Annotated in this window: 16 protein-coding genes; 10 read left to right on the plus strand and 6 right to left on the minus strand. The window is 43.5% G+C overall.

The window, feature by feature from the left end:
* Nucleotides 1–47: 47 nt before the first annotated feature.
* The gene (gene prmC, locus FK220_RS08195; protein ID WP_152573831.1) at nt 48–971 is read right to left on the minus strand and encodes a peptide chain release factor N(5)-glutamine methyltransferase; all 924 of its coding nucleotides are present in this window, start codon (nt 969–971) and stop codon (nt 48–50) included.
* Between the two features lie 156 nt (nt 972–1127).
* On the opposite strand from prmC, the gene ribD reads away from it, so the two are divergent.
* Genes ribD through FK220_RS08215 form a run of 4 tightly spaced genes read left to right on the plus strand, consistent with a single transcriptional unit; the run spans nt 1128 to nt 4263 of the window.
* Nucleotides 1128–2189 (plus strand): bifunctional diaminohydroxyphosphoribosylaminopyrimidine deaminase/5-amino-6-(5-phosphoribosylamino)uracil reductase RibD, encoded by a 1062-nt coding sequence (gene ribD / locus FK220_RS08200; protein WP_238718954.1) that lies wholly within the window; start codon nt 1128–1130, stop codon nt 2187–2189.
* The gene (locus FK220_RS08205; RefSeq protein WP_152573832.1) at nt 2182–2787 is read left to right on the plus strand and encodes an HAD-IA family hydrolase; all 606 of its coding nucleotides are present in this window, start codon (nt 2182–2184) and stop codon (nt 2785–2787) included. The genes ribD and FK220_RS08205 overlap by 8 nt, the downstream gene beginning before the upstream one ends.
* A gap of 1 nt (nt 2788) precedes the next feature.
* Nucleotides 2789–3652 carry a DMT family transporter gene (locus tag FK220_RS08210; protein ID WP_152573833.1) on the plus strand — a complete coding sequence of 288 codons (864 nt, stop codon included), beginning with the start codon at nt 2789–2791 and terminating at the stop codon, nt 3650–3652.
* Complete coding sequence (locus FK220_RS08215; RefSeq protein ID WP_152573834.1) at nt 3652–4263, plus strand: IMPACT family protein; 612 nt, start codon at nt 3652–3654, stop codon at nt 4261–4263. The genes FK220_RS08210 and FK220_RS08215 overlap by 1 nt, the downstream gene beginning before the upstream one ends.
* A gap of 32 nt (nt 4264–4295) precedes the next feature.
* Here FK220_RS08215 and FK220_RS08220 read toward each other — a convergent pair whose 3' ends face one another.
* Nucleotides 4296–4697, minus strand: coding sequence for an acyl-CoA thioesterase (locus FK220_RS08220; protein WP_152573835.1), 402 nt, complete (start codon nt 4695–4697; stop codon nt 4296–4298).
* A gap of 204 nt (nt 4698–4901) precedes the next feature.
* On the opposite strand from FK220_RS08220, the gene dnaA reads away from it, so the two are divergent.
* The 3 genes from dnaA to FK220_RS08235 are packed head-to-tail and all read left to right on the plus strand — an operon-like array spanning nt 4902 to nt 7517.
* A complete protein-coding gene (gene dnaA / locus FK220_RS08225; RefSeq protein WP_152573836.1) occupies nt 4902–6326 on the plus strand; it encodes a chromosomal replication initiator protein DnaA in 1425 nt (474 codons plus the stop codon).
* Nucleotides 6327–6332: 6 nt separating this feature from the next.
* Complete coding sequence (locus FK220_RS08230; RefSeq protein WP_152573837.1) at nt 6333–6794, plus strand: low molecular weight protein-tyrosine-phosphatase; 462 nt, start codon at nt 6333–6335, stop codon at nt 6792–6794.
* Entirely contained in the window at nt 6795–7517 is a 723-nt protein-coding gene (locus FK220_RS08235; RefSeq protein ID WP_152573838.1) for an SAM-dependent methyltransferase, read from the plus strand.
* Between the two features lie 128 nt (nt 7518–7645).
* Here the strand turns inward: FK220_RS08235 and FK220_RS08240 are convergent, their stop codons facing one another.
* From FK220_RS08240 to dapF, 4 genes are all read right to left on the minus strand, one after another.
* Entirely contained in the window at nt 7646–8278 is a 633-nt protein-coding gene (locus FK220_RS08240) for a hypothetical protein (RefSeq protein ID WP_152573839.1), read from the minus strand.
* Nucleotides 8279–8431: 153 nt separating this feature from the next.
* Complete coding sequence (mltG, locus tag FK220_RS08245; RefSeq protein WP_152573840.1) at nt 8432–9475, minus strand: endolytic transglycosylase MltG; 1044 nt, start codon at nt 9473–9475, stop codon at nt 8432–8434.
* Nucleotides 9476–10000: a GNAT family N-acetyltransferase gene (locus FK220_RS08250; protein ID WP_152573841.1), complete on the minus strand. Its 525-nt coding sequence runs from the start codon at nt 9998–10000 to the stop codon at nt 9476–9478. It lies immediately after the preceding gene.
* Complete coding sequence (dapF, locus tag FK220_RS08255) at nt 9988–10773, minus strand: diaminopimelate epimerase (protein ID WP_152573842.1); 786 nt, start codon at nt 10771–10773, stop codon at nt 9988–9990. Before dapF ends, FK220_RS08250 begins: the two co-directional genes overlap by 13 nt.
* 134 nt (nt 10774–10907) lie before the next feature.
* Between dapF and FK220_RS08260 the strand changes: the two genes are divergently transcribed.
* The 3 genes from FK220_RS08260 (at nt 10908) to FK220_RS08270 (ending at nt 14694) form a co-directional block, all read left to right on the plus strand.
* Nucleotides 10908–12299, plus strand: coding sequence for a S1C family serine protease (locus FK220_RS08260; protein WP_152573843.1), 1392 nt, complete (start codon nt 10908–10910; stop codon nt 12297–12299).
* Nucleotides 12300–12419: 120 nt separating this feature from the next.
* Nucleotides 12420–13868: a glyceraldehyde-3-phosphate dehydrogenase gene (locus FK220_RS08265; protein ID WP_152573844.1), complete on the plus strand. Its 1449-nt coding sequence runs from the start codon at nt 12420–12422 to the stop codon at nt 13866–13868.
* Nucleotides 13869–14076: 208 nt separating this feature from the next.
* Nucleotides 14077–14694, plus strand: a complete 618-nt coding sequence (locus FK220_RS08270) for a tRNA (guanine-N1)-methyltransferase (RefSeq protein WP_152573845.1) — start codon at nt 14077–14079, stop codon at nt 14692–14694.
* The last annotated feature ends 17 nt before the right edge of the window (nt 14695–14711 follow it).

The following is a 14711-nucleotide window of genomic DNA, read 5'->3' on the forward strand; positions in this document are numbered from 1 at the left end:
GGAAACCAGGGACCCATCGCTCGGACTTCTTGCTAATTTCTTTTTGCTTACGTAGCTACAAGGTGTCCTTTTACCATCCGCTCGTTACCAAATAAATCTGTTCGGACTTCAATATCAGTAAAATTATGGTCTTCTAAAAGTTGTCTCGTCTCTTTTGCCAAATATTGATTGATTTCGAGATACAAGCGTCCTTCCGGTTTTAAATTTTCCAAGGCAAAATGAACAATTCGCTTGTAAAACACCAAAGGGTTGTCATCGGAAACGAACAATGCCAAATCAGGTTCGTGCTCCAAAACGTTTTGATGCATGTGTTTTTTCTCCAACTCACGAACATAGGGCGGGTTCGACACGATAATATCAAATTTCTCACCTAAAGAATCCAGCGTTAGGATATCGGCTTGGGTCAACTTGATGTCCGCCTGATGCCTTAATGCGTTTTGTGTGGCTACCTCCAAAGCTGCTTCGGAAACATCAAGGGCATGAACTTCTGCCTCCGGTAGCTGTTTTGCCAAGGAAATCGCGATACAACCACTTCCGGTGCCAATGTCCAGAATCACCGTTCCGGAGCGATGATCGCCCCGACTGCCATCGGATATCGAACTCCGGGTTTTTTCCCTATCTTGGACTTGAAAGTCCGGTGGACTAATTTCTTCAACGACCCACCGTACCAACTCCTCGGTTTCCGGTCTTGGAATGAGCACGTTTTCGTTTACGTGAAAGTCCAATCCCATAAAATGACTTTGCCCAATGATATACTGCACGGGCCTATTCAGCTTTAGTTCCGACAAGGCCTCGAATAGTGGCTGCTCCTCTTCTTTGGTTAGGACAAGTTTGGGCCGTAGGGCAAGCATAAAACGCTCCACTCCCAAATAATGTCCTGTGAGCAGATAAAAAAAACCATCCACTTCTTCCTTCGGGTAGAGCGAATCCAATTCTTTATGAAAAATGGTCTTGATTTCCTTAAGTAACATGCTTTTAAATGCCTTTCTTGTTCGGGAAAACTTTCAAAACAAACGAACTACTTACCTTGGTTGTTTTGATGTGGAACCAATACTTTTTATTATCCTATTTTTGCGGTGTGAAGATACTCGAAATACGCCCAATCCTAAAATTTGACACACCACAAAATGTCCGTTAGTACCTCCCACGAAAAATACATGCGGCGATGTATCGAAATCGCCAAAAATGGGTTGGGAACCAGCGCTCCAAATCCCATGGTGGGCGCTGTTATCGTGAACGGGGAACGGATCATCGGGGAAGGATTTACAAGTCCTTATGGAGGACCACATGCGGAAGTCAATGCCATTCAATCCGTTAAGGAGGGTTCCCTTTTATCCTCGAGCACCCTGTATGTGACCTTAGAACCTTGTTCCCATTTTGGAAAAACCCCGCCCTGTGCAGATCTCATTGTGAATAGCAGGATTCCGAAAGTGGTAGTCGGACTTATGGACCCTAACCCGAAAGTAGCCGGAAAGGGAATTCAACGATTAAGGGATAGCGAATGCCAGGTGACCGTTGGGGTATTGGAAACCGAATGTCGGGAACATCACAAACGTTTCTTGACCTTCCATGAAAAAAAAAGGCCCCTTATCATTTTAAAATGGGCAATGACCGCTGATGGTTTTATTGCTCCTGAATCAAAGAAAAGAACCCAGGCGCCACAACCTTATTGGATTACCAATCCAAGCTCACGACAACTGGTACATCAATGGCGAAGCGAAGAACAGGCAATCTTGGTGGGTACCAACACCGTTCTACAGGATAATCCCCGACTCGACATAAGACAGTGGACCGGTAAAAACCCTATGAGGGTTATATTGGACCAGGATTTGAAAATTGATGGTAACTTTCACGTTTTGGATGGCAACATTCCCACTTTGGTATTGACAGCCATTGCCGATTCCTCCAAATACATCAATGGAATCAATTATGAGTTATTGGATTTTTCAAAGGAAATTGCCCCGCAAATATGTGACGTACTGCATCGGTACGAAATCAATAGCGTCCTAATCGAAGGCGGCACACAGACATTGACCACTTTTATCAAAGCAGGACTATGGGACGAGGCAAGGGTGTTTACGGGAAAATCCCGATTTACAAAGGGCATCGAGGGGCCAAGTTTAAAGGCAACTCTACTTAATTCGATAAGAATAGACACCGATATTCTAAACCTGTATGGCAATGACTAAAAACATCATTTTCGACTTCGGCGATATCTTCATCAACCTCGACAAGCAGGTTATCTTTCGTGAAATAGGATCCTTTGGAGGTGTACCTACATTGACACCGGAACTGATAGCGGTGAACAATAGTTTCGAGGTAGGCGGTATTTCTCCTGATCAGTTCGTTGAACAACTGGCAGTGATTTACCCAAAAGCCAGTCCTGAACAAATTAAAGATATCTGGAACTCGATGTTACTGGATTTCCCGGACTATCGCCTGGAGTTTATAGAGAACTTGGCCAACGAGGGAACATATCGGCTATTCTTATTGAGTAATACCAATGCGCTACATATTCCCCATGTCGAGAAAATAATGGGCTCCGAAAAATTCAATCGTTTCAAAAACAGCTTTGAACAATTCTATCTGTCCCATGAAATAAACCTTCGAAAACCTGATGCCGAAGTTTTTGAATTTGTGATAGGGCAAAATAATCTAAGTCCCTCAGAAACCCTATTTATAGATGATTCCAAGGAAAATACCGATGCCGCCGCCCTAATGGGAATTAGGTGCTGGAACCTGCAAGTAGGCAAGGAAGACATCATACAGCTTAAAAACAGACTATAAGATGCTAGACCTTGCCCTGAGTGTTCTCTTTTCAAGTCTTATTTTTGTCATTTTCAAGCTCTTCAAGGTTTATAAAATTGAAACCTTGTATGCCATTATTACGAATTATGTGGTGGCATGCGTGGTGGGACTACTGTTTTACAATGGGGAACTATCGGTGGTGGAAGTTCTGGGAAAGCCGTGGTTTCCGGGTACCTTGTTGTTGGGTTTTTTGTTCATTGCCGTGTTTAATCTAATGGCCGCTACTGCACAGAAAGTCGGGGTTTCGGTAGCCTCTGTTGCTACCAAGATGTCGCTCGTAATCCCAGTGCTCTTCGGGGTACTTGTCTACAAGGAAGCATTAGGTCCTTGGAAGATTGTAGGGGTCCTATTGGCGTTGGCGGCGGTGTATTTTGCCTCGGTCAAACCGCGGCCCGTAGACTTTAAAAATACATCCTTGTTTTTGCCTTTGCTTGTTTTTTTAGGCTCTGGACTCATTGATACCAGTATCAAATATGTCCAGGAAGTCTATATTGAAGAGCGTGAGTTTTCCTTATTTTCCGCCACCGTCTTTGCATCGGCCGCATTAATGGGAATTCTGTTTGTTCTGCTCAGATCGTACAGAACTCCCATACGAATGAATCTTCGCAATGCTCTGGGCGGGGTAGCCCTGGGGGTTCCCAATTACTTTTCCATTTACTTTCTATTGCGCGCTTTACAGAACCAAGAACTCAACAGTGCATCGGTCTTCACCATTAACAACGTTGCCATTGTGATGTTTTCCACTCTATTGGGAATTTTGTTGTTCAAGGAACACCTAAGCGTAAAGAATTGGAGTGGCATCGCTTTGGCGATAGTGAGTATTGTCTTAGTCGCTTTGTTTTAATGGAAGGGCTAACGGATACATACAAGACCTTGGACGGACCCTCTCCGGAAGTGCTGTACAAAAATAAAAAAAGCAAATTCTACGGGTATGCCTTCCCTATTACTGATGAGACCGAAGTGAAACCGATTATCACCTCCTTAAGAAGGAAGCATCCAGCTGCGAACCATGTTTGTTACGCATGGCGATTAGGGGTCGCCAACAGCAGCTATCGGGCGAACGATGATGGCGAGCCAAAAAATTCCGCAGGGATTCCCATCTACGGACAACTACAGTCTTTCGGGGTAACCAATTTAATAGTAGCCGTCGCCAGGGTTTTTGGGGGCACTAAGTTGGGTGTTAACGGACTTATTACTTCTTATCGCGCTGCGGCGCAAATGGCCTTGGAGGCCTCCCACTTGGTAGAAAAGGTGCTTCAAACCACATTTGTGCTCGCTTTTGACTATCCTCTGATGGATGTGGTCATGCGACTTATCAAACAGCATCACCTTGAGGTTGTTTCACAACGTTTGGAGCTGGGCTGCGAATTGGTGGTTGCCGTGAGAAAAGACCATAGCCAAAAAATCATGGGGAAATTCAAGATGATTTATGGGGTTCGGATAAAGGAGTTTTGAGTTTCCCATACCTCTGGTACCTTTCAAGATCTTTACCCGGTACGAATTTTTTCCATCAAGTAATCGGGACATCTAATGGGGCGGTTGGTCTGTCGATCAATAAATGCCAAAACGGTGCGCGCCTCGACCAGAAGTTCGTTTTTTTCGTTATAGATTTCAAATTCAAATTCGATTTTTACAGTAGGTATTTTTATCAAACGGGTACGAACTCGAAGCAAGTCGTCGTACACCGCGGATTTTCTAAAATCGACATGTAAGGATATTACCGGAAGCATCACCCCCCTTTCCTCCATGCTCTTGTAAGAAATGCCAAACTGCCTTAACCACTCTACCCTGCCCATCTCTAGATATTGCGCATAATTCCCATGGTATACCACTCCCATCTGGTCGGTTTCGGAATAGCGTACCCGAAAAGAAATTTCGTTAAAATCCATATTTTTTGGCTTAAAAAGTATATATTTAGAAATGTCCGAAGTGGCTCCGGAACATGGGAAAAAAAAAGCGTAAATTCAATAGCTTTTGATTTTTTTTTTAGATTTTTTGTTCACATATTTGTCCCACTTTGAAACCGAGGTTTGCTCCGACCTCTTTTCGACCTACTGATTAGAAACTAACCAACAAAATAAGAAAAGTTCAGAATGAGTGTTACTGCAAATTCCGTATGGAACAATTGTTTGGCCTTTATCCAAGATAATATCCAACCGCAGGCATTCAAAACATGGTTTGAACCCATTAAACCAATAAAACTTTCCGACAATGCTTTGAGCATTCAAGTTCCGAGTAAATTTTTTTACGAATGGCTCGAAGAGCACTACGTAAAATTGCTAAAGGTAGCCCTTACCAAAGAATTGGGCGATACCGCCAAATTGGTGTACATTATCAAGATGGAAAATACATACGGGAACCGGGAGCCCTTTACCGAAAAAATACCAAGTTCGAACAGGGGAAATATGACCGCTCAGGAAATGGATGTTCCGATTAAATCAAAAAATCCCGAGTTAAAGAATCCATTTGTGATTCCGGGAATCCGAAACATCAAAATAGAATCACAACTCAATCCAAATTATAATTTCGACAACTTTCTCGAGGGTGACTCGAATCGTTTGGCGAGGTCTGCAGGTATGGCGGTTGCCAATAAGCCTGGCGGAACCTCTTTCAATCCCTTATTGGTGTTCGGTGGTGTCGGACTTGGAAAAACCCATTTGGCCCACGCCATTGGGGTCGAAATCAAGGATAAATATCCAGAACGAACCGTACTTTACATTTCGGCAGAGAAATTTACCCAACAATACATCGAATCGGTCAAAAAGAATACCAGAAATGATTTCATCCATTTCTACCAACTCATCGATGTCTTGATTATTGATGATGTCCAATTCTTTTCCGGAAAATCAGGTACCCAGGATGTCTTCTTTCACATTTTTAACCATTTACACCAAAACGGGAAGCAGGTCATCCTAACCTCGGACAAAGCGCCCGTTGACATGCAGGATATCGAGCAGCGGCTTTTGTCGAGGTTCAAATGGGGGCTTTCCGCGGAGCTGCAGAATCCTGATTATGAAACACGGATTTCGATTCTTAAGAATAAATTATACCGCGATGGGGTAGAGATGCCCGATGATATTGTTGAATATGTCGCCAAACATATCAAAACAAATATAAGGGAACTGGAAGGTGCCATTATTTCCCTCATTGCGCAGTCCTCGTTCAATAAGAAGGAAGTAACGTTGGAACTGGCGCAGCAGGTGGTTGAAAAATTTGTCAAGAATACCAAACGGGAGGTCTCGATAGACTATATTCAAAAAGTGGTTTCCGACTATTTCGAGATGGACGTGGCCACTTTACAATCCAAAACGCGAAAGAGACACATCGTACAAGCAAGACAGTTGGCCATGTTCTTCGCGAAAAAGTTCACCAAAGCCTCCTTGGCGAGCATAGGTTCACAAATAGGCAAACGAGATCACGCAACGGTGCTGCACGCCTGCAAAACGGTGGATAACTTGGCCGAGACCGATAAACAGTTCAGAAAGTATATCGAAGACCTTACCAAGAAATTTTCCTAAAACTTAATGGCCACGAAAGTCTTAATGGTATGCCTTGGAAACATCTGTAGGTCGCCATTGGCCGAAGGGTTGCTCCAAAGCAAAGTAGACCCGGAGCTCGTTTCGGTCGACTCGGCGGGTACTGGTGGATATCATATCGGGGAAAGGCCCGATGAACGTAGTATTGCCGTTGCGGCGAAATACGGATTGGATATCAGCAGGCAGCGATGTAGAAAATTAACCCGAAGAGATCTTGACATATTTGACCTGATCTTTGCAATGGATCGGAGTAACTTCCAAAATATCTTGGAATTGGCCGAGACGAAAGCCCAGGTAGCAAAAGTTCGATTGCTTTTGGAATCGGTAGATTTAGGAACCAACGAAGTACCAGACCCTTACTACGGAGGCAAGGACGGATTTGAGCATGTATATATGCTCATTGATGTTGCCTGCGACCATATTGCCAAACAACTAGAAAACAAAAATTAGATGGCCCAGGACCCAACCGCTCGGGGCAAATTATACCTGATTCCCACTACGTTGGGGGATACAGAGCCCCTAGAAGTATTACCCATCTCAATTAAGCGAGCTATTGAACAAGTTGACCATTATATCGTCGAAAATGAGAAATCTGCTAGACGATTCATCAAAAAAATAAGTCCCAGAAAATCGCAGCCCGGGTTGCATCTCGAAGTGCTGAATAAATATACCGAGGAGGAAGTGATCCCGAGTTTTCTTAAACCATGTTTCGACGGCTATGACGTTGGTATACTATCGGAAGCCGGTTCACCAGGAATAGCGGACCCCGGTGCGGCGGTAGTTAAAATTGCCCATGAAAAGGGCATCCAGGTCGTGCCTTTGGTCGGACCCTCCTCCATTATACTAGCCTTAATGGCCAGCGGTATGAACGGTCAAAACTTCGCATTCAACGGATACTTGCCCATCGAGGCCAACGAACGAAAAAGTGCTATTAAACTTTTGGAGAAACGGTCTAGAGAGCTTCAACAAAGCCAAATATTTATTGAGACCCCATATAGAAACGACAAATTGTTCGCCGAACTTTGTAAAACCCTTTCTACCGGCACCCTATTGTGCATCGCCTGTGATATAACGCTATCGACCGAATATATTGCCACTAAACCCATGGGGAAATGGCGTACCGAAACGCCAAACTTTCATAAGAGACCCGCTATTTTTATTATCCAGGGATAACTAGTTGAAGGTGGTTGTACCGCCATAAAAAACAAACCCCGACATTGTCATGTCAGGGAACGTTCCATTTTCATATTTGGGCTCCACTCAAAGAGGGAACATTCGTTGAAAAAGTCAAATGGTCATAATTACACCTTTGGATTACGCCTAGGAGCAACATAGGATAGATCGTAGCCAGAAAATTTTCGAATGTAATGGGCAATGGTCGTACCGTAACTATCCGCTACATCGACCCGCCCCCAGGAACGAAGGTATTTTTTGACGTTACCGGGCCCCGCAAGGTGAGCTGCTGCCAACATACCCGATTCGGTAATTTCCACACCTCTGATTCGCTTTCCGACAAATCTGTCTATATCCCTTCTAAGTATCCATTTGTTTCTGGCCATGTTGGTATAAAAAGCCTTTTCCTGAAGTACTGGATCGTTCAAAAAGCGCGTTGCACTATACACCCCCATTAGCTGTAAGGTGCCGATACCAAACTGGTATTTTCCCAAATAACCCAATGTATTGGTCGTAAAATAATTGCCTTGAGACTCTTTAAAGGCCAGCGCTTCCTTAAACCCGATGTAGGAACTTCCTAAAAATGGTGGAGTCACCATGGTAGCGTTAAAAACCGTTTTCTTCTTAGGATAAATAACTTCGGACGGGCAAGTAACCTTCAGATTGTCAGGCACTTCTACCTTTTTAGATGAAACTAGATTAAAACTCATCAAAAACAATAGTACCAAAAGCGCGCAAAAAGAAATTACACATCTTCCCATATTCTCGTTTTAATAAGACTAACGACTCCTGCGAAGGAGACTGCTTACATTTTTTCACTTTACAAAGATACGTTTGGATAGGGGCTATGGTCGGTAAGAATTCGTTAAAAAAAGCCAAATTTAGTTAACAGGCCCCAAAAGTTGGATGACCTGTTATCGATTGATCTGTTGGGAATTTATCCATCGGATGTACTGCTCTTTATTTCGGTTATGCTGCGCCAATGTCTTGGCAAACTTGTGGTAGCCGAAATTTTCCACATTGGCCACCATGTACAAATACTCGTGTTCCTCGGGATCAAGGACCGCTTCAATAGCTGAAATATCGGGCATGGTTATCGGTCCGGGAGGCAGACCGGCGTATTTGTAGGTGTTATAGGGCGAATCTATTTCGAGGTCTTTATAAAGCACCCTCTTAATAACCAAGTCGAAATCGTTTTGGTGTTTTTTCAATGCGTAGATGACAGTCGGGTCTGCTTGGAGGGCATTGTTCTTTTTCAACCGGTTCAAATATAAACCGGCCACGCGTGGTCGCTCGTCTATCTTTGAAGTTTCTTTATGTACAATCGACGCCAAAGTAATAGCCTCATTGGGGGTGAGCCCCTGTTCTTTAGCCTTTTCCACGCGTTCAGGAGTCCAGAAGCGCTGGTATTCCTTTAGCATTCGATCTCTGAATTTCTCGGCAGAGGTGTTCCAAAAGAACTCATAACTGTTGGGAAGATAAATGGCCAATTGGGTAGGCTCGGTCAAATCATTGGCCGCCAAAAAATCAGGGTCTTTCATCGCCTTGACCAAGGAAACGCTATCGGCCTCTATCTGGGCCGCGATCCGGCCCGCTAAATTCTCTACTCTCTCCTGATTATTAAATGAAACCCTCACTGGAATGTTATTGCTGCGGAGTGAATTGATGATCTGGTTGTTATTCATACCTTTGGCAATGACATACTTTCCTGCCTTTATGTTTGCCGCGTAGCCTTTCCTGGTTGCAAGTTGCTCGAACGATATCATATCGGTTAGCAAGGGCCTCAATGAATCCCTTACTTGGTCGAAGTCCGCATCGGAAGGTATAAAGACAACTTGCTCAGGCGCTTCAAAACGGGTGTTGGGCGAAAAAATAGCGGTATACACCTTGTACGCAAACATTCCTCCGCCAATAACCCCTAAGCCCACTATGACCAATAAAATCTTCTTGATATACATTTAACTATTTATTTTTTGAAATAAAATTTCATCTTTATAGACTCCGTTCTCAAAAATCCAATCTTTTTTCACGCCTACTTGGGAAAATCCCAGCTTTTTGAAAAGGTGCAGACTAACCTCGTTGTCGGCCCCAACGTTGGCAAATAGTTGCCTTAGGTCCAAGGTGGCAAAGGCATAATCGATCAACAACGAAATGGCCTCGCCCCCTACCCCCTTATTTCTATTTGCGGTTTCCTTCACTACGATGCCAACACCTGCCCGACGGTTTTGCGGATCGAAATCAAAGAGGTCTATTAATCCTAAAACCTCATCCTTCAGGGAACAAATTGCCAATCGCAGCTGTTTCACATCGTAGATATCCCGATGAGCATTTTCCAGATACTGGCGCAATACATGTTTTGAATAGGGTGTTATCGTACCGCTAACTTCCCAAATTGTAGGGTCGTTTTCCAGCTGATACAAGAATTCCAGATCGGTAGGCTCCAATGCCCTCAGATAAATATGTCGTCCTTTCAGTCGCTGCATATGATTTCCCCCTTAAAAACCAATTGTGCAGGTCCGGTAAGGTGCACGTTTTTATATCCCTCTCCATCTTTTTCGAATGTAACCTCCAAATCCCCGCCAAGCGTATGTAATATAATATTGGTGGCGTCTGTAACTTTCGAATGGTGCATTGCCAATGCTGCCGCAGTTACACCGGTACCACACGATAGCGTCTCATTTTCAACACCTCTTTCATAAGTACGGATCGAAAAACCTTCGCCAGGGTCGGGCTCCACGAAATTTATGTTGCTTCCTTTTTGGCCGTACAACCCAAAACGCAGTTTGGCACCCTCTTTTCTAACGTTGAATTCCTGCAATTGTTCCACCAACTGAACATGGTGCGGTGAACCCGTATCCAAAAATGTGTAATTGGGTTTTTGTCTAACATGGGGTACGTCCTGCATTTGAAGACACACCCTATTGGCACTATCAACGGTAGCCGTATGCAAACCGTCGGTAGCGCTGAAAGATGCCTTATCCTCAATAATACCTAAAAGTTTCGCAAAGGCAACCAAACATCGCCCACCATTTCCGCACATACTACTCGGGTTGCCATCGGAGTTATAGTAGATCATTTTAAAATCCGCTTCGGAATCATTCTCCAAAAGAATTAGGCCGTCTGCCCCGATACCAAAATGTCGGTCGCACAGAGAAGAAACCAGTTTGGTATTGTTCTTGGGAAAGAAATCCGTGCGATTATCGATCAAGACAAAATCGTTCCCCGTTCCTTGGTATTTATAAAACTGAAGTAGCATGTTGAATTTTGAACGACAAAGATAGGACTTTATTTAACGAAACCTTAGCCGTTAAAAAGTCGTTAAACCCCTCATAAAACATACGGAAATCTGTTAATTTTACCTTTAAAATCCCAAGTAAACAGTCTTGAATTATGAAAAAAATAAGCAGCTTATTGTTGGTTTCCATATTTGCTGGGGCAATCACCCTTGGAGCCTATAAACTTTTCATTGAAAAGCCAAATTATGCCCTTGTTACGGAAGCCAATCAGCCGACCACCTTTAATACAAGTTATACTCCCACTTCTGCCAAGGGAGCTGGCATCAATGAGGTCGACTTCACGATTGCAGCCGAAAAGACAGTAAATGCGGTCGTACATGTGAAGAATGTTGCCGTAAGTTCAGGGCCAACCTCCTTGATGGATTTTTTCTATGGTTCAGGAGGAAGTCAACGGGCCCAGGTAGGCACGGGTTCCGGGGTAATCATTACTCCTGACGGCTATATCGTCACCAATAATCACGTGGTTGCCAAGGCAAGTCAGTTACAAATAACCTTGAATAATAACAAAACGTACGAAGCGGAACTCGTTGGTGCCGATCCCACAACCGATGTAGCGCTCTTGAAAATCGATGCAGAGGAGTCGTTACCCTATTTGGCTTTTGGTGACTCTGACAATACCAAGATCGGCGAGTGGGTGTTGGCCGTGGGGAATCCGTTTAATTTAACTTCGACCGTTACCGCTGGAATTGTGAGTGCCAAGGCACGTAACTTAGGACGAAACCAATCCTTTATACAGACCGATGCCGCAGTAAATCCAGGCAACAGTGGTGGGGCCTTGGTGAATACAAATGGGGATTTGGTAGGCATTAATACCGCAATCAGTTCCCAAACGGGCTCCTACGTGGGCTATTCTTTCGCCATACCAAGCAACATAGCCAAAAAGATCGTTGAGGATATCATGGAGTACGGAAATGTTAGAAAAGGGGTACTTGGTATCAGCTCGGTTCAACCGAATAGCAGTTATGCCCTCGAAAACGGATTAAGTGAGGTAGATGGGGTATATGTCAATAAGATTGAGGAAGATTCGGGGGCCGATGACGCCGACTTAAAGGAGGGGGATGTAATCAAGATGGTTGACAATATCAGGGTCCGCAAGTTCCCTGATTTAACGGGATATATTTCCTCTAAAAGACCTGGCGACAAAATACAGGTAAAAGTAGACAGAGGCGGCGAGGAAATAATCGCATACGTGACCTTAAAGGAGGTGCAGACCATTCAATTACCTATGATTGGGTTAACGGTGAAAGACGTGTCGAAAGAGGATCAAAAGAAATTCAAGATCAAAGAAGGTGTCAAAATCACCGATGTTCCGGAGCGGCTCAAAGGGTATGGCCTAGAAGGAAAGATTTTAATAGGGCTCGACGACGAAAAAATTGAAGATAAAGAAGATGCGAAAAATTTGTTTAGTCAAATTTCCAGATATGGGACTACCAGTCTTACGATTCTCAATGAAGACGGGGAACGTGAACGCATTATTTTTCAATAAAGAATAGTCGCTCGAAAAAACGCTCCATACAGGGGCGTTTTTTATTTTAAAATGCTATACGAAAACGTTTGAAAAAGTTAGTTTTGCAGCCACAATCTTAACCGATAAATTACTGTATTAATGGAACAGATAAGTTCTTATGAAAAAGAATTGGCCTTTCAGGCGGATAGAAGAAAAGCGACCACCGAATTCATAAAATTGACCAGTGACCTCTGGTATGATAAATCGATAGAAGTTGTCTTATTTAAAAACCAGGTGATCGATAAGAATGTCAGCGATATTATCAACTTACATGAATATGCGGGGGAATTTGTGCAAAAGCCGATCTCTATTTTCGATTCCGTAGAAATACTAAGGGCAATCAACGACCTACCCCTACCCCCTTCCAAATTGGATATTGGAAAATTAACCTATGAATACCATTCCGATGACAATGGTTATGAAGAGGTAAAGGGTTTCGTAATCGATAAACTCAAGGGGGCCAGCAAGGTCGATGAGTTACAGGCGAAGGATGTCGTTCTGTACGGTTTCGGAAGAATTGGGCGTTTAGTAGCCCGCGAACTAATGGCAAAAACCGGAAAGGGCAATCAGCTCCGCTTGCGTGCGATTGTCATTCGTGGACCGATTACGGAGGAAGTACTCGAGAAAAGAGCCAATTTACTACGTGCCGATTCAATTCACGGTCAATTTATGGGAACCGTGAATATCGATGCAAAAAAAGGGGCATTGATCATTAATGGTACCACTGTATACGTATTAAGTGCCAATACACCGGAAGACCTTGATTATACCAAGTATGGCATTACCGATGCGCTGGTCATAGACAACACGGGAGTATTTCGAGACAGGGACCAGCTGTCAAGACACCTTAAATCGAAAGGGGTCTCGAAAGTATTACTCACAGCACCCGGCAAATCGGTGCCCAATATCGTTCACGGAATCAACCACCTTAAATACGATCCGGATGGAACCGACATTTTTTCGGCGGCTTCCTGCACTACCAATGCCATTACGCCCATTTTAAAAGTGATTGACGATTCCCTTGGAATTTCAAAAGGGCATTTGGAGACCATACACGCCTATACGAACGATCAAAACCTGATGGACAATATGCACGGAAAATATCGCAGAGGTCGCGCAGCGGCATTAAATATGGTCATTACCGAAACCGGTGCCGGAAAGGCAGTTACCGAGGCCTTACCGGCTTTGAAGGGCAAACTGACCTCTAATGCAATCCGAGTTCCGGTACCCAATGGCTCTTTGGCCGTACTTAATCTTGAGATAAAAAGCAAGACTTCCGTTGAGAGCATCAATACCATTTTGAAAAAATATGCCCTTGAGGGCGATCTGGTCGAGCAAATCAAGTATTCTTTGAGCAAAGAGGTAGTTTCATCCGATATCATAGGTACCTCCGCACCGGCTATCTATGATAGTACCGCTACGATTGTCTCGCCAAACGGAAAAAATATCGTACTCTATATCTGGTACGACAATGAATACGGTTATTCCCATCAGGTGATTCGATTGGCAAAATATATCGCGAAGGTAAGACGATTTACCTATTACTAAATATTGACTTAAGTGGATTTTTCGTCTTGATCAACATCTTTTTTAAGGCTATTTCCGTACATATAGAATTTAAGGGATTAAATGGTCGCGCTTTTGGTTTTTTGTCTTAAACATAGCTTGTGGTCAAATTTTTTTCTTAATTGATATTATTGGATTACTTTAGTCCCCTCTAAATCATATTTATTAATACTTAGCAACCGCACTAGACATGAAGGGTTTAAGAATACTATTTATTTTTACCGCCTTGTTGACAGTTAACCTACAATTTGCCCAGGAAGCCGACGCACCGGAATTATCGCTTGACAAAGGACCTATCAGCAGCCAGTTTGACTATATTGCCAAAAAATCCGGTAATTATCGGGCCGAAGGTGTCCGATATGAGGTAGTCAAGGAAGCCAATCTCTTTAAAATAAGGAAGAACGTTCTCGACACCATAAACGCGATCAACAAGAAAACAATTGAGTTGAAATCGACCATTTCTGAAAATGAAGAGACGATCGAGGAACTCAATAAAAAATTGGAGGAAACTACGGGTAACCTTGCCGCGGTGACCGAGGAAAAAGACAGTATGTCATTTTTAGGTATCCAAGTTTCGAAAGGTACTTATAATTTCATTCTTTGGACAATGATTGCCGCTTTGTTGTTGACGCTGCTATTTTTTATTTATAAGTTCCGTAAAAGCAACATCCTTACCCAAGAGGCCCGCACCAATCTCGCCGAACTCGAGGTAGAATACGAAGATCATCGCCGAAGAGCATTGGAACGGGAACAAAAAATTAGCCGGCAACTTCAGGATGAAATCAACAAATACAAAAAACAAAAATAAAACGAAAAGCTCCGAAA

It is taken from the genome of Pelagihabitans pacificus (genome assembly GCF_009371985.2).
Lineage (GTDB): Bacteria > Bacteroidota > Bacteroidia > Flavobacteriales > Flavobacteriaceae > Pelagihabitans > Pelagihabitans pacificus.